Here is a 15,287-nt window from a genome sequence, read left to right on the forward strand (position 1 = left end):
GTGTTGCGATCCGGTTGCGTCAGTCCACGTCGGCCGGTCGCGGGCCCACGTAGTCGGGTCCGTAGGCGCCGGGAGCGGGTCGTCGCGTCTTGGGCATCGGCCGCTGCCCGGGGGCGAGTCGGCGGGCCGTGACCAGGAAGGCGGTGTGCCCGTTCATCTTGTGGTTCGGCCGGACCGCCAGGCCCTCGAGGTGCCAGTCGCGCACGAGCGTCTCCCACGCGTGCGGCTCGGTGAAGCCCGCCGACTCGCGCAGCGTCTCGACGAACCGCGACAGCTGCGTGGTGGTGGCGACGTAGCCGCAGACGATGCCGCCGGGCACCAGCCGCTCGAGCGCGAGCGGGATGCAGGTCCAGGGGTCGACCATGTCGAGGATGATGCGGTCGACCTCGGGTCCGTCGGCCGCGTCGCGCAGGTCGCCGACGGTGAGGGTCCAGGTGTCGGGCACGCCGTGGAGCGCCTGCTCCACGTTGGCTCGGGCCTTCTCGGCGAAGTCCTCGCGCAGCTCGTGCGACTCGAGGTGTCCCTCGGGTCCGATCGCGCGCAGCAGGTAGGACGTCAGGCTGCCCGAGCCGGCGCCGGCCTCGATGACGCGTGCGCCGGGGAAGATGTCGGCCTGGACGAGGATCTGCGCCGCGTCCTTGGGGTAGATGATCGCGGCGCCGCGCGGCATCGAGACGACGTACTCGAACAGCAGCGGGCGGAACACCTGGTAGGGGAACTCCAGCGACGTCTCCACGACGATGCCCTCGGGGCGGCCGATGATGTCGTCGTGCCGGACCTGGCCCTTCTTGGTGCTGAACTCCTTGCCGGCGACGAGCTGGATGTTGTGTTTGCGGCCCTTGGGATCGGAGAGGCGGATCCATTCGCCCTCGACGAAGGGGCCGGTGCGTTGGTGGTTCATCCGGCTTCACGATAGGCGCGGTCGACCGAGGACGCGAAGAGGGTTCCCACCACGGTCCCCCGGCCGTCCACCAGCGCGTAGGCGTTCGCGGGGTTCTCGGCCATCGCGACCAGCAAGTCGCGGCCCTTGAGGTCGACCGAGATCGGCACGGCGTCGGTCGGCGGGGGCTCGGGACGCATCAGCTGCTCGGCCCGGAGCGCGCCGATCCGCGCAAGCGCGACACCTTGGCGCAGGGCGTAGGAGGCGCCCTGCCAGAGGAAGAGCGCGACGGCCAGCAGCAGCAGCGCGCGACCGATGGCGAAGGTGTCGTCGCCGAACAGCATCGAGACCGCGATCGCCATGAGGACCAGGGCGGCGGCGCGACCGATCCAGCCGGCGACGCGAACGCCCTTGGCCTCACTGCCCGTGGTGGCCCAGATCAGGGCGCGCAGCACGCGCCCACCGTCGAGCGGCAGGCCCGGCAGCATGTTGAAGACCGCGATCAGCAGGTTGATGAAGCCCACGGACCACAGCACCGAGTAGGTGGCGCCGGAGGTGATCTGCGCGCCCCACAGTGCCGCGAGGCCGAGGACGAAGGAGGCCAGCGGGCCGACGATCGAGGTGACGAGCTCCTGCCATGGGTGGCGCGAGTCGCCCTCGATGCGGGTCTCGCCGCCGAGCAGGTGCAGCTCCACCGAGGAGACGCTCATGCCGAACCACAGGGCCGCCGCGAGGTGCGCCAGCTCGTGCAGGAGCACCGACACGTAGAGGCTCAGGACGAAGACGACCGCGGTCAGGTAGGGGTTGGGTCCCGCGCCGAGGGAGTCGAACTGCGGCGCGAAGACGATCACCAGGATGACGCCCATCACCAGCAAGGAGGGGCGCACGACGATGTCCGCGCCCGCGATGCGCGCGATGCGCCAACCGCCACTCATGGGTACAACCTACTGGCGCCGTGTCGGGCAGCCGGGACTTCGTCCGCAGTCACGGAAGTCGTGTTCACTCCGGTCAACGGTCGGCGAGCCGGGCCAGGTCGGCCACGCTGAGGTGGGTGAGGCTGGTGACGATCGTGCGGCGGGGCGCCTCGGGCACGTTCACGGCGTGCGGCACGGCCACGACGTGACACCCGGCCGCGTTCGCGGACGCGGCACCAGTGCGGGAGTCCTCGATGGCGACGCAGTCGGCGGCCTCGACGCCGAGCAGCCGCGCGGCCGTCAGGTAGGGCTCGGGGTGGGGCTTGCCGTGGGTGACGCTGTCACCCGTGACGACGGCGTCGAACCCGAGGGCCTCGACGACCGGCTCGGCGATGTAGGCGTACGACATGGTGACGAGCGCCTGCGGCACGCCGGCCTCACGGAGCGCGGTGATCAGCTCGACGGCGCCCGGCCGCCAGTCCTGCTTCTCGCGCAGGCCCGCCGCGACCCGCCCGCCGAGCCAGTCGGTGATCTCCTCGGGCGCCATGTCGGACCCGATGCGCCGCTTGATGTAGACGGCCGCCTCGCGCAGGTCGCTGCCCACGAGCGTGAGCGCGTCCTCCTCCGTCCACACGGCGTCGTGCTGCGCGGCGAGCTCGTACTCGCCGTTGATCCACAGGGGCTCGGTGTCGACGATCGTGCCGTCCATGTCCCACAGAACGGCTTTCGGGTGCTTCCAGGGCGCATTCATGCTCTGACCTGCAGTTTCTCGAGAATTGGCGGCACTCAACATGGCTTCAAAACCGTCCGATGCGACTATCCATGCGACTATCCACCCTAGATCGGGGCACCACGGCATAGAAATCCGCCGTGGCGCACGTCCCGCGTCCAGGTGCTTTCAGCACCGCCGGAAGGGTCCCGGCGCACACCTGACGGGTATGACGAACCACACCATCGCAGCCCCGATCCGCACCTGGGCCGAGCTCCTGAACACCGACCGCGAGGTGCTGAACCGCACCGAGGTCGCCACCTTGCTTGACGTCGACCCGCGCACCATCGACCGAGCCATCGAGGACGGCACGATCACCGTCGTCCGCCTCGGCCGTCGCCTGCTCATCCCCCGGCGACCCTTCCTCGCCGCCTTCGGTGTCGACGCGACGAGTCGACCCTCTGCGGAAGTCTCCTGATGAGCCCGCGGGCCAAACCCATCGTCGGGCGCGCTCGTCGCGAGAAGGGCACCGGCTCCATCAGCACGTACCCGACCAAGTCCGGTCCGCGGTGGCGCTACGAGATCCGGGTTCCCGTCGAACCGGGCCACCCTGAGGCCGGCACCCGCACCCATACCTGCGCCGGGTTCGCCAGCTACGAGGACGCCGACGCGGCGCTCACCTTGGTGCGCGCCGACGTGATCCGCAAGATCCCGCAGGCCGTCGGACGCGACACCTTCACTCCACATGCGCGACGCTGGCTCGACGGGCACTGCGTCGGCAACGGCACACGGATGTACATCCAGCGCGTCATCGACGCCATGGACCCCTACATCGGGAGCCTCCAACTGACGGACATCCGCGCCACCGACCTCGCCGCGGCCTACCGCGGACTCGAACGCGGAACGAAGCAGCCTCCATCGGCCAAACGTCACCGCAAGGGACTGGCGACCTCGACCGTCGCCAGGTACGCGAACTGGGTGAACACCGTCTTCCTTGATGCCCTCGATGAGGGACTGATCGTGAAGAATCCAGCCAACTCCGAGCACGCCGGGATGCGTCAGTGAAAAAGCGCCGGTCCTCCATGTCCCCCAGGACAACGGCGGGCAGGCGAAGCGCGTCGGGCGCGATGTCAGGCGTGGCCACCTGCTCCACCATCCCGACCGGCGAAGCGGCCCGGCCGAGAGGGGCCGCGGCGGGTCGCTGATCGGAGCGTCGCGGCTCCGTCGACAGCGCCCACACTCGGTCGCCATGGTGCTCGCTAGTCGCTGCCTCCGCAACTTCCGCCCGTCGCGCGTACAGTTGCGCGCCCTGACCTCGTCCACATCGTCAGGCAGGCACGTCCCGGCTGAGGCGAAGTCCGCGCGCGTCGATGACGATCGGATCGCCCTCGGGGTTCGTGGCGCCGATAAACTCATCTCCCCAGATGTAGAAGTACCGCAGCGCCTCCCGCCGCATGCGACGGGTCTGACGGCGCGCCTTCGGCAGGTACGTGCCGAGGTACGCGAGCGCGCCGTTGACGTGGACCTCGAACGACCGCTCGTCCGAGGTGGCGTTGCGCATTGTCACGACGGAGTCATCCGTCGAGAACTCGGGCTTCCCGTCCAGGATGCCGAGGATCTCGTCGAGCGTGAACGGCCGCTCGGTCGTGTCGCCGGATCCATCCATCACTGCCTGCTCCCGCGCCCCGAACGCTACCGGAAGGCCCTCGCACGGGCGATATTGTGCCGGATTGGCCCATATGTGGGCCGACGCGGTACAAGATCGCCGGACCCGGCGCGGCGACCACCGGCGGGAGCCGGCCTCGCCCACGGCTCGTCCCGGCCTTCCATGAGGTCAGATGGCGTCCCTGCGTTGCTCAGGTGGTGACGACAATCTTCCCGACCTGGGTTCCGGCCTCGAGGTAGCGGTGAGCGTCAACGATGTCATCGAGGGTGAAAGTGCGATCGATGACTGGGCGCAGATCGTTGGAGGCAATGCCGGTGGCGATGTAGTCCACGGCCTGCGCGAGACGCTGCAGGTCATCGGTGATCTCGAAGACGGTGTAAGGGCGGGTGTACACCGGACGCATGCTCGCCAGTCCGGGCAACGGCGTGGGCTGGCCCGACAGCTTCCCGTGAACGAAGAGCACCCCTTCTGGCGCGGTCGCCGCGACCAGTGCTTCGACACCAGGACCAGCGACAGCGTCGAAGACCATGTCTGCGCCGCGTCCACCAGTCAGGTCGAGAATGGACGAAGTGAGGTCGTCTTCCTCAGTAACCAGGACATGCGCAGCGCCCGCCTCCAACAGGCGCTGACTCTTTCCCGGGTCGTTGGTCGTCGTGATGGGTATCGCTCCGACGCGCCGAGCAATCTGGATCGCCGCGAGCCCAACGCTGCTCGAGGCAGCCGTGATCACCACATGTCCGCCGGAACGCAATCGGCCGATGTCCACCAAGGCGCCGTACGCGGTCAAGAACGGCATCCACGTTGCCGCGCCAACGACCGCACTGACGGACGCCGCACGAGGGACCAGCGACGAGGCTGGCACGACGGCTTGCTCGCCGTACATGTGATAGCGGCTCTGGCGGAACAGCGGAATCACGCTGACGGCGTCTCCGACCCTCCAGCTCGTGACGTCTGGGCCGGTTGCGAGGATCCTTCCAGCGCCTTCGTACCCAAGTCCCGTTGGCAGGGCGGCTGCTCTGTCAAGGTAGCGGTCACGTCGGAAGTTGGCCTCCGAGCGGTTCAATCCGATCGCCTCGACGTCAAGCAAGACCTCGCCGGGCCCGGGGGCGCCGAGGTCGTGCTCCTCCAGTTGAAGTACTTCGGGACCACCGAACTCGTGGAAGCGGACGACCTTGGGCATCATTTACCTCTGTTCAACTAAGCGATTTCGACGTTTCAGTCCGTCTGGGCGAGCCAGTCGGGCGCGAGGGTTGGCTGTGAGACGTCAGACCTCCGTGAGGAACTGTGTGCTGTGGAACGAATCCGCCAACGGGATGAGGTGGTCGCGCACGAGGGCCTGGTGAGCCGGGTGCTCAAGGTAGGCGTGGAACGCCTGGGCGTCGGTGAACTCCGAGATCAGCGCGTAGTCGGCGTTCGTCGGCCTTTCTCCGAGATCTCGACCGTGGCGGCTCCGGCGAATCAGGTCGATCTGACCCGGCAGGGCCGCGAGCGCCGCGTCGAACGCCGCCACTTGATCTGGCGCCGCGTCGTCTTTGAACTTGACAGTCACACAGTGGACAACATCAGCCTTCTCCTTGGGGTGTGGGGGTGGGCGTCGCCATCGGCAGTCGATGGCGACGCCCCGTGACTGAGTAACGCGCTCTCAGGAGAGCGCGAAACCGGCGTACCCGTTCAGCACCGAATCGTGGCACTTCTCCAGGTACATCGACAGACCACCGGGGTATGCCAGCAACTCTGTCTTTTGGCCCGGCACGTTGGCGTTCATGTACCAGGAGTTCGCCAGCTTAAACGTCGTGGCGTTGGCCAGGGCGTCCAAGTGCTCGTACCACTCGTCCTCAGCCTCGGGCGTGGCCTCGATGCGCGTCAGGTTGTTGTCGCGCATGTAACTGATGGCGTCGACCACCCAGTCGCCCTCGAGCTCAGCGCACGTGGGGCCGTTGCAGAACGCCGACGGGCTCTGCGGGCCATACACGTACAGGACGTTCGGGAACCCAGCGGTGGCGCGCCCAAGGTACGTGCGTACGCCGTCCTTGAACACGTCGCTGTACCTCTCGCCCTTGGTGGTGCGGATGTCGATATCAGTCAAGCCTCCTGTGAAGGAGTCGAAGCCGGTCGCCAGGACGATCACGTCGAACTCGTGCAGCGTGCCGTCGGCGGTGACGATGCCGTTCTCGGTGACCTTCTCGATCGGGTTCTCGAGGAGGTCGACCAGTTCGACGTTGTCCTGGTTGTACGTCTCGTAGTAGGTGTACTCCAGCGGGCAGCGCTTGGTGCCGAACGGGTACGGCGGGGTCTCGGGGATCAGTTTCTCGGCCAGCTTGGGATCCTTGACTCGAGACAGGGTCTTCTCACGCCAGTAGGCGTAGATCTTGTCTCCCACCTCGCGGTTGAAGAACATGTCGGCGTAACCGCCAAGCCAGATCTGGAGGCCACCCAAGGCCCAGAGCTCGTCCAGCTTGCCGTAGAACTCCTCGTCGGAGATCTCGGCGGTCGGGGTGTAGATCACGTCGTAGTCGATGCCGGAGAATGTCGTCTGACGATATTTGAAACGCTCAGGGTAGGTCTTGCGAAGCTCATCGTTCGCGGCCTGGTCGAGCTTGGTGGAGATCATCGGCAGAGCCGTCGTGGGCGTCCGCTGAAAGACGGTCATGTGCCCGACGTCCGGAGCGATTGTCTGGATGACCTGAACGCCGCTGGCACCGGTCCCGATGACGGCGACCCGCTTGCCGGTGACGTCGTAGCCCTCGGGCCACCGCGAGGTGTGGAACCAGTCGCCCTTGAAGTCGTCGAGGCCGGGAATGTTGGGGTAGAGCGCCTTGGACCCGGTGCCGAGCATCGGCAGGAGGAACCGCGCGCGGGTCAAGAAGGTCTCGCCGGTCTTCTCGTCACGCGTTTCCACAGTCCACTTGGCCTCGTCCTCGTCGAACCGGGCAGCTACGACGCGTGAGTTGCAGCGGAGATCCTTGGCCAAGTCCAGCTTGTCGACGACGAAGCGGAAATACTCCTGGAGCTCCTGCTGGCCGGGATAGACCTCGGACCAGTTCCACTCGCTCCAGATGCGCTCATCGGAGAGCTGGTAGCCCGTGGCCGGGGTGTCGACGCGCGCCCCGGGATACCGGTTCCAGTGCCAGACGCCACCGGCCTCGGAGCCGGCCTCGTAAAGCTTGACGGTGAAGCCGCGCGAACGAAGGTTCTCGAGCTGGTGGACGCCCGCAAAACCGCCGCCGACGACGAGGACGTCGAGCTCTTCGGTCACGGGGCGGGGGTCGGTGAGCAAGGTGTTCACGTGGTGTTCCTTTCGCGACATCGCAGTCCGTTGTGGCTGCTCGGTCGCTGGGGTCGAAGTGTCATTCCGGAGGTGTGGTGCTGGGGGAAGCCGAGCCGCTGGCTCACGTGTCGCGCTCGCTGGTTGTCGCCTGTGGACTGACGCCTGCTCGGATCGCGAACGGCGGAAGACCCCCTGGACCGAAGTCCTCTAGCGATAACTCATGGTGTACGTCTGACATCACAAGAGTGACATGCACCACTAAATGATGTCAAGCATCACTAACAAGATTTCCGTTCCTGCCAAGCTAGCCATCCCAGGCAGTTCGTCGTGTATCACGCCGCGTTGTCACATGCGCGCCCTACTATGCGGTGGACTACGAGCACGAGATTTCGCACGAGCGCAGTTGAGCAGTCCGCTTCTGGGAAATGAGGACTAACAGCGTAGGCACGCACGGCCAAACGCCGACAGGCTCGATGTCATGGGACGCTCACGACATGTCTATTCTCTGAGAGGCGTCGCCGGTGACATCCGAGAACGTAGAACCTAGGCTCCGCCCGGCAGAGCCGCCCAGGACGTGACACGGTTCGGCGGATCAGAGCGCAGCAGGCATCGGCGCCGAAGGAGCCCCGTCCCCCACGATGCGCGGACCCGGGACGGATCAGACGTGAACGACCGCCGTGACGGCTGTCCTGAGCTCGAAGGCGAAAGCGGGCTCGCGGTACAGGTGCGCGATACGCACAAGGTCGTGGACGATGCCCTTGCTGATGTGGACGAGGGTCGACGCTGTCGCCTCGTCGAGATCGTCACGTGTCGCCGATATCCAGCGTTGCCATTCGAGCGTGTTCTCTTCTCGGATGCGGTTGAACCGATCGCGCTCGTCCTCGGGCAGGTAGTGGCTCTCCGTCAAGGAAACGGCCAACAGGTCGATAGCCCGCACTGCCAGCTCGACGTAGCCCTCAACCAGGGCGTCGAACACGTCAGCGTCGCGCGCGGGCCGAGTCAGAGCTCGGGCGAGCTCGAGCGCCTGCCACTCGTAGAAGCGATTGGTCGCCGCGACGAGGATGCCGGCCTTGGTGTCGAAGTACCGGTAGATCGCCGGGCCCACCACCCCGACCTCGGCTCCGATGTCGTCGATACTGACCCCGGCATATCCGTTGCGCTGGAAGGCGCACGCCGCAGCGGAAAGGAGCTGCTCGCGACGCGAGGCGGGCGTCCGGGGGTGCGCGACCGGTTGAACACCCGAGTCCGGGTGGGAACTGCCTGCAACACCGATGACTCGCTCGCACGCCTCAACGAGAACCTTCTTGAGCTTGGCACGAGAAAGGCCGCTGTCGTAGAAGGCAGGGCTGGTCAGGATGCTGACCACCGACCAACTCCGGACCTCCCTGGCGAAGTCGTCGAGGTCGGGGGTCGCTGGTGCAACCACCAGGCGCCCCACCTGTTCGGCAATCCAGCGAGTGCGCTCGCGCACCAGCAAGAAGTCGTCTGGGTCGAGGTGTCGGGCCTCCCGCTGCCACAGCACCGAAAGGCGCCGACTCTCAAGGCCCACCTCAGCGAGCGTCGAGAGACGTTCGCCAACGCTGCCGGGGTTGTCGGCCGCCGCGAGTTGCTCGAGGGTCGTCACCAATCGCTGCTGGTCCTCACGGATCACGTAAGACAGGAGGGCCCGCTTGTTGGCGTAGTGACGATAGAGGGCTCGTGCCGTGATACCGCTCGCTTCGGCGATCTGGTCCATCCTGACCGAGTGATAGCCGTGGGCGGTGAACAGCTCCCGCGCGTTGAGGGCGATCTGTTGCCCGCGATCCCGCGGACGCCGCGTTGAGTCCTTCACGGCAGACGCACCGCTCATCCCGTGGCTCCTCTCGACACTCCCCGGCCCTCCCGCTCAGCCAGCCGGCCGCACATCGCGTTGCAGACCGAACGAGCAGAACAGTACTACGCCTCCGGGGCCGCGCAGCGTCGTGATGCGCGGTGAAATCGCCACGAAGGGCACCCCTGGGGGGAAGTGATCAGTCGAGGGGGCCCCGACACGGTTGCCGGGACCCCCACTCGGTCATCCACCTGGATACTCATGCTCAGGCCGCAGGCGCGCCCTTGCGCCCGACCTTGGCCGTGGCCATCGCGGCCGAGGACTTGCCGACGTGGAACTCCTCCAGCGTCGTGGTGTTACAGGTCATGTAGAGCGTGTCGAGGTTGTCACCGCCGAAGGCACAGGCGACGGACCAGGCGCCGGGGTTGCTCACCTTGTCGGTGATCTCGCCGCCCTCAACGACACGGTAGAAGCCGCTGTCCTCCTCCAGGGTCAGGGCGTTGCCGAACCACACGCCGCCGTCGGCGTCGAGCGCGATACCGTCCGGGTGGTAGGCGTCGTCGAGCTGCGCCCAAGCCCGCTGGTTGCTCAGTGAGCCGTCGGTGGCGATGTCGAAGGCGGTGATCCGGTGGTTCCAGGTCTCGGCGACCAGCAGGACCGAGCCGTTCTGGATCGCCATGCCGTTGGGGAAGAGCAGCTCCCCGCCGACCTGCTCCGCCTTGCCGCTGGGGTCGACGTGGACCAGGCGGGTCGTCTTGGGGTCCTCCTCACCGAGCGCGAACCCGAAGTTGCCCACGTAGGCGTGGCCGGCCTTGGTGACGAGCATGTCGTTGCCGATGCCGCCGGCGAACTGGCTGAAGTCCGCGTGGATGCTCTGTGTGCCGTCGAGCGCAACCTTCAGGACGCACTTGTCGGCCTGGGAGACCACGAGCACCGATCCGTCAGAGAGGAAACCCAGGCCGGAGGGGGCGCCCTCGACCTCGACGACGGTCTGGAAAGAGCCGTCGGCTGCGAACCGCTTGACCGTCTTGGTGAAGAAGTCGCTGGCCCACAGGCTTCCGTCCTGCCAGCGGGGGCCCTCCAGGAACTGGTGGCCGGTGGAGAAGATGCTCAGCTCGTGCTCGTTCATGACATTCCGTTCCGCGACGACCTACAGCCGTCGCTTAGGTGGTTGGGTAGTTCGATCGAAGGGTGGACAAGGTCGATGGGCTGTCGCCCGCGTGATTTGATGCTCGGGAGGACGCCCCTTGCTCAACCCGGTCCTTGGCCAGGTCACGCAACTTGAACTTCTGGATCTTTCCGCTGGTTGTACGGGGCATCTGGTCGAGCACGATCAGGCTCTCGGGAAGCTTCTGTTTGGCGATCTTGCGCTCCAGCAGCCACTCGATGAGTTCGGCAAGCTCCACGGTCGCATCCGGCTCGGGAACGATGACTGCGCAGACCCGCTCGCCCAGCACCGGATCGGGTGAGCCCACGACGGCAACCTCGGCAACCCTGGGGTGGGCGAAGAGGTGGTCCTCGACCTCCTTCGCGCTGAGGTTCTCGCCGCCCCGGATGATGATGTCCTTCTTGCGGCCGGTGATCTCCAGGTGACCCTCAGCGTCGACTCGGCCGAGGTCTCCGGTGCGGAACCAGCCGTCGTCGGTGAACGCGGACTTATTCAACTCGGCGTCGAGGTAGCCGACGAACATCTCGGGCCCTCGTGCGAGCAGTTCGCCCTCCTCCCCGATGCCGAGGTCGTTCTCGTGCTCATCGACGATCCTGATGCGGGCCAGACCGATGGCGCGGCCGTCGGTGTTGGCGCGCTTTTCCAGCGGGTCGGCGGCGCTGCCGCTGGTGGCGGTCGGATACTCGGTCGACCCGTACACCCGCGCGACCATGCAGTCCAACGCGGTCGTGGCGTTGATGATCAGATCCGGCGGGACGTCCGCGCCTCCACACAGGAAGTTCCTCAGCGATGAGACGTCGTAGTCGCCGAGCGACGGGTGGTGCACCAGTCCATGCAGGAACGGTGTGGCTGCGAGCATGAAGTCGCACTGGTGTTCCTGGATCAGTTCCAGGCCGGCCGTGGGCTCCCAGATGTCCAACAGAACGACACCGCTTCGCAGCATCGGCGGCATCTGGATGCCGTACAAGATACCGGTGATGTGCCCCACAGGAGACGGCATGAACACGACGTCGTCCTGGGTCAGGCCGAGCAGCTCGATCATGCTTCGGTTCTCGTAGTCGAGCGTGTTGTGCGTGTGCAACGCGCCCTTCGGGGCCGAGGTCGTCCCGGAGGTGTACAGCAGGAGCACCAGGTCGTTGGCGTCGCGAGTGACCGGCTCAGGCTTGCTGCCGTGGAAGCCGTCGAGGAAGTCCTCGAAGGAGACCTCGTGATCCCGTCGCGCCTCGCCCAGGACCACGACCGTCTGCAACGCCGACAAGCCCGACGAGATCTCCGCGAACATCTCGGGGAAGTCGAAGTTGCGGAACGTCGCTGGGATGAACGCGATCTTGGACTTCGCCTGCTCCAGGGTGAATCGGGTCTCTGAGTGGCGGAAGATCGGCATGATCGGATTGCTGATCGCGCCGATCCGGATCGCGGCAAGATGGACCGCACACGCCTCGGCCCAGTTCGGCAACTGCCACGAGACGACATCGCCGTGTCCGATGCCGTGGCGCTGGAGTGCCGCGCCGAGGGCGTCGACGATGGCGTCGAGCTCTGCGTAGGTCCACGTTCGTCCGCGGTCGACGACAGCGGTGCGGTCGGGGACCGTCCGGGCGGCGTCCGACAGGTAGGCGTCGATGAAGTTGTCCTGCCAGGCCCCCGATGCGGTGGACTCCGCGATGACGTCCCCGTTCAGAATTGTGGTGACCATGGTTCAGACCCTTTCGACCGTCTGTGCGGCCGGCTGGTCCAGCACGAGCGCTCCGACCTTCTCCTCGAGTTCGGTGCTGTCGCCGTACCAGGCCCGCAACGCCAGCGCACGCTTGTAGTACCAGTGGACGTCGGCCTCCGCGGTGAAGCCGATGCCACCATGCACCTGGATCGCGCCTTCGCAGACCGAGACGGCGACGCTTGCGGCATGGGCCTTCAATGCCGCGGCGCTGAGGTCAGCCTCGGCGTCGGGGAGCTCGTCCAACTCGCCGGCCACGGCCTCACAGAAGTTGTGCAGGGAGACCGCATCGGTGTGCATGTCCGCCAGCATGTGCTTGATCGCCTGGAAGGAGCCGATGACCCTTCCGAACTGCTCACGCTGTTTCGCGTACTCGACGGCCAACTCGACGCAGCGGGTGGCAATCCCGCTCAGCTCACAAGCGATGAGCACACGGCTCCACCGCCGGACTCGCGCCAGGACTTCCGGCGCTGTCGCCGCGTCGCCCACCGGAGCCCCCTCGACCCCGTCGAGTGTGACCCGGCTGAAGTTCAGGGCCGGGTCAGCGCTGCCGACAGCCTCGATCCGCACCCCCGGCATCGTCGGCTCGATCAGGTGCAGCAGGGGGCGTCCGTCCCGGTCGGCGACAACAAGGAGGGCCGTCGCCTCACCACCGAAGCGGACCGCCTCGAACGTCCCGTGCAGCCTGCCGTCCACGCTCGTGACCGAGCCGAGTCGTCCCGACCAATGGTCGGTCACGGCAGGATCGAGGAACGCTAGCACCGACCCGTTCTCCACCGCGTCCGTCAAGAGCTTGCGGCCCTCCTCGGAAGCATGCTCGTACACGGTGCCGGGCAAGAGCGAGTTCTCCAGCATCGGGCCGGCGAGAAGGTGACGGCCGTACTGCATGAAGATCGGGCCCAATGCCGACAGCGGAAGCCCGAGCCCACCATGCTCCTCCTCCAAGGCCACGGAAAACGTTCCGAGCTCGGCCAGAGCGGGAACCAGGCTCGAACGCTCGTCGGCCGACGAGAGGATGCGCCGGCGAGTATCAGCGTCGTAGGCGGACCGCAGAAAGTCGTCGACGGTTGCCGCGAGAGAAGCGATGGTGTCGTTGTCAGCCACGGGGAAGTCCTAGAAGTCGCTCGGAGATGATGTTGCGCTGGACCTGCGACGTGCCCCCATAGATCGAGGCTGATCGCGAGTAGAGGTGGTCATGCACCCAACGGTCGGCCTCAAGCCCGAGAGGCGTCGATCCCGCCAGCGCCCGCGACGGGCCAAGCAGCTCGGCGATCGAGCCGAACACGGTCTGCTCGATGCCGTTGAGGAGCAACTTGTCCACGGAGTCCTCGGGAGTCGGAACCTCGCCGGCGTCCAGACGCTTGACAGTCTGGCGGGTCTGGGCGCCCAAGACGCGCAACGCGATCTGCGCCCGTCCGATCGCCCCGCGAACACGCCGCCCGAGGGCGGTCTCCGGCCCCGGCAGGTCACCTTCACGCAAGGCGGCCACGGCATCCTCGAACGCGACCTCGTAGTCGACGCGCCGGCGCACTGTGTAAGCGGCCCGCTCTATGCCCAGCGTGTGCGTGGCCACCGTCCAGCCCTGGTTGAGCTCACCGACCAGATTGCGGCGCGGTACCCGCACCTCGTCGAAGAACACCTCACAGAACTCACGCTCACCGGTCATCTGCTCCAGCGGACGCGGAGTGATCCCCGGTGAACTCATGTCCACCAGGACGTAACTGATACCGGCGTTCTTGTGCACGTCCGGATCGGTGCGCACCAGCAACGCACACCACTGCGACTTGTGCGCCCAGCTCGTCCACACCTTCTGGCCCGAGATCACGAAGTCGTCGCCATCGATCACCGCACGGGTCCGCAACGAGGCAAGGTCGGAGCCTGCATTCGGCTCGGAGAATCCCTGGCACCAGATGTGCTCGCCGGACAACAGCTGGGGCAACAGCTCTTCACGCTGCCACGACTGACCGTGATGGTCGATGGACGGGCCGACCACATCGAGCCCGATGAGCCCGATCGGCATCGGCGCCCGTGCCCGCGCCAACTCCTCGGCGAACACCAGTTGATGCATCGGCGTCAGGCCCTGTCCACCGGCCTCCCGACTCCAACTGATGCCGATCCAGCCGGCGTCGAACAACGTGTGCTGCCACTCGCGAAGCACAGTGAACCGCTCATCCAGGTCCAGCGGCACATGCGGAACGTCGGCCGCGGCCAGCCATTCCCGCGCCAGCGCGCGATAGGCACCCAGGTCCACCGTCGACACGACGTTCACCGCCCCGTGTACACGGGCGTGCGGCGCTCCAAGAATGCGTTGAGCGCCTCCTTGGAGTCCTCGTGACCCGACAGCTCACCGGTCAAGGACTGCTCGAACTCGTAGCCACTCTTCAGATCCATGTACTCGATGGTGTTCAAGCTCTGCTTGGCGAACCGCAACGCGGCCGGGCTGTGCCGCGCCAGCGACTCGGCCAAGGACTGCGCCGTCTCATACAGCTTCTCGTCGGGAACGACATCCACGATCCCCCCATACGGCAGGAGCTTGCCCGCCGGAACCAGATCACCACTCAGGTGCATCAGCCGGACCACGCCCTGAGGCACCATCCGCGACAGGTGCTTCGCTCCACCCATCACACCGACGTTCACCTCCGGGAGCCCGAACCGGGCACTCTCGGCGGCGACCACCAGGTCGCAGGAGGCGGCGATGGCCAGTCCGGTACCGACCGCAGCGCCCTGCACCGCGGCGATGAGCGGCTTGGTGCTGTCATAGATGGAGAAGAACGCCTCACGCACCTCCTTCATCCGTCCCGGCGAGTTCTCCGGGTCCAGGGTCTTGAACTCCTCCACGTCATTGCCGGCGCAGAAGTGCTTGCCCCGACCAGCGAGGACCAAGACCCGCGCCTCCGGCAGGTGCACGTCGACGTTGTCGAAGAACTCCTTGATCTCGAGGTACATCCCCTGGTTCACCGCGTTCGCCGGTGCACGGTTCAACCACACAGTCGCAGTCGCGCCGTGCTCCTGCCATTCGATGAACTCAAACTGCGCCATGTCCTGATCGTCCTGTCTGTGTAGTGCCTGAGCACGAGCGAAGTCTGGGCCACGAACGTACATTGCGACTCATCTACCCGTGCATGAAATCCTCGGTGCTGCATTCGCAATCTAGAGCAGGA

General features: G+C 66.4%; 15 protein-coding genes. 2 read left to right on the top strand and 13 right to left on the bottom strand.

Going from position 1 to position 15,287, the window contains the following annotated elements; all coding sequences use genetic code 11:
- Positions 1-19: 19 nt before the first annotated feature.
- The 3 genes from ACY1JX_RS02500 to ACY1JX_RS02510 all read right to left on the bottom strand — a co-directional run bounded on the left by ACY1JX_RS02500 (position 20) and on the right by ACY1JX_RS02510 (position 2,545).
- Positions 20-901 carry a tRNA (adenine-N1)-methyltransferase gene (locus tag ACY1JX_RS02500; protein WP_286928842.1) on the bottom strand — a complete coding sequence of 294 codons (882 nt, stop codon included), beginning with the start codon at positions 899-901 and terminating at the stop codon, positions 20-22.
- A complete protein-coding gene (locus ACY1JX_RS02505) occupies positions 898-1,815 on the bottom strand; it encodes a M50 family metallopeptidase (RefSeq protein ID WP_462565091.1) in 918 nt (305 codons plus the stop codon). Before ACY1JX_RS02505 ends, ACY1JX_RS02500 begins: the two co-directional genes overlap by 4 nt.
- Before the next feature lie 73 nt (positions 1,816-1,888).
- On the bottom strand, positions 1,889-2,545 hold the full coding sequence (locus ACY1JX_RS02510; protein WP_462565092.1) for an HAD family hydrolase: 657 nt from the start codon (positions 2,543-2,545) through the stop codon (positions 1,889-1,891).
- 187 nt (positions 2,546-2,732) lie between these two features.
- On the opposite strand from ACY1JX_RS02510, the gene ACY1JX_RS02515 reads away from it, so the two are divergent.
- Positions 2,733-2,981, top strand: coding sequence for a helix-turn-helix domain-containing protein (locus ACY1JX_RS02515; protein ID WP_462565093.1), 249 nt, complete (start codon positions 2,733-2,735; stop codon positions 2,979-2,981).
- The gene (locus ACY1JX_RS02520; RefSeq protein WP_462565094.1) at positions 2,981-3,568 is read left to right on the top strand and encodes a hypothetical protein; all 588 of its coding nucleotides are present in this window, start codon (positions 2,981-2,983) and stop codon (positions 3,566-3,568) included. Before ACY1JX_RS02515 ends, ACY1JX_RS02520 begins: the two co-directional genes overlap by 1 nt.
- Before the next feature lie 262 nt (positions 3,569-3,830).
- On the opposite strand, the gene ACY1JX_RS02525 is transcribed toward ACY1JX_RS02520, so the two are convergent.
- From ACY1JX_RS02525 to ACY1JX_RS02570, 10 genes are all read right to left on the bottom strand, one after another.
- Positions 3,831-4,169: a hypothetical protein gene (locus tag ACY1JX_RS02525; RefSeq protein ID WP_462565095.1), complete on the bottom strand. Its 339-nt coding sequence runs from the start codon at positions 4,167-4,169 to the stop codon at positions 3,831-3,833.
- Positions 4,170-4,359: 190 nt separating this feature from the next.
- Positions 4,360-5,352 carry a zinc-dependent alcohol dehydrogenase family protein gene (locus ACY1JX_RS02530; protein ID WP_462565096.1) on the bottom strand — a complete coding sequence of 331 codons (993 nt, stop codon included), beginning with the start codon at positions 5,350-5,352 and terminating at the stop codon, positions 4,360-4,362.
- An 81-nt stretch (positions 5,353-5,433) separates the two neighbouring features.
- Entirely contained in the window at positions 5,434-5,718 is a 285-nt protein-coding gene (locus tag ACY1JX_RS02535) for a Dabb family protein (RefSeq protein WP_462565097.1), read from the bottom strand.
- A gap of 93 nt (positions 5,719-5,811) precedes the next feature.
- Complete coding sequence (locus ACY1JX_RS02540) at positions 5,812-7,455, bottom strand: flavin-containing monooxygenase (protein WP_462565098.1); 1,644 nt, start codon at positions 7,453-7,455, stop codon at positions 5,812-5,814.
- 640 nt (positions 7,456-8,095) lie between these two features.
- Positions 8,096-9,268, bottom strand: coding sequence for a TetR/AcrR family transcriptional regulator (locus tag ACY1JX_RS02545; RefSeq protein WP_462565099.1), 1,173 nt, complete (start codon positions 9,266-9,268; stop codon positions 8,096-8,098).
- A 244-nt stretch (positions 9,269-9,512) separates the two neighbouring features.
- Positions 9,513-10,376, bottom strand: coding sequence for an SMP-30/gluconolactonase/LRE family protein (locus tag ACY1JX_RS02550; protein ID WP_462565100.1), 864 nt, complete (start codon positions 10,374-10,376; stop codon positions 9,513-9,515).
- Between the two features lie 34 nt (positions 10,377-10,410).
- Positions 10,411-12,108, bottom strand: a complete 1,698-nt coding sequence (locus tag ACY1JX_RS02555; RefSeq protein WP_462565101.1) for an AMP-binding protein — start codon at positions 12,106-12,108, stop codon at positions 10,411-10,413.
- Between the two features lie 3 nt (positions 12,109-12,111).
- The gene (locus tag ACY1JX_RS02560; RefSeq protein ID WP_462565102.1) at positions 12,112-13,230 is read right to left on the bottom strand and encodes an acyl-CoA dehydrogenase family protein; all 1,119 of its coding nucleotides are present in this window, start codon (positions 13,228-13,230) and stop codon (positions 12,112-12,114) included.
- Entirely contained in the window at positions 13,223-14,386 is a 1,164-nt protein-coding gene (locus tag ACY1JX_RS02565; RefSeq protein WP_462565103.1) for an acyl-CoA dehydrogenase family protein, read from the bottom strand. The genes ACY1JX_RS02560 and ACY1JX_RS02565 overlap by 8 nt, the downstream gene beginning before the upstream one ends.
- A 5-nt stretch (positions 14,387-14,391) precedes the next feature.
- Positions 14,392-15,165 (bottom strand): enoyl-CoA hydratase-related protein, encoded by a 774-nt coding sequence (locus ACY1JX_RS02570; protein ID WP_462565104.1) that lies wholly within the window; start codon positions 15,163-15,165, stop codon positions 14,392-14,394.
- Between the last annotated feature and the right edge of the window lie 122 nt (positions 15,166-15,287).

The sequence above is a fragment of the Aeromicrobium sp. JP4 genome (assembly GCF_054957925.1).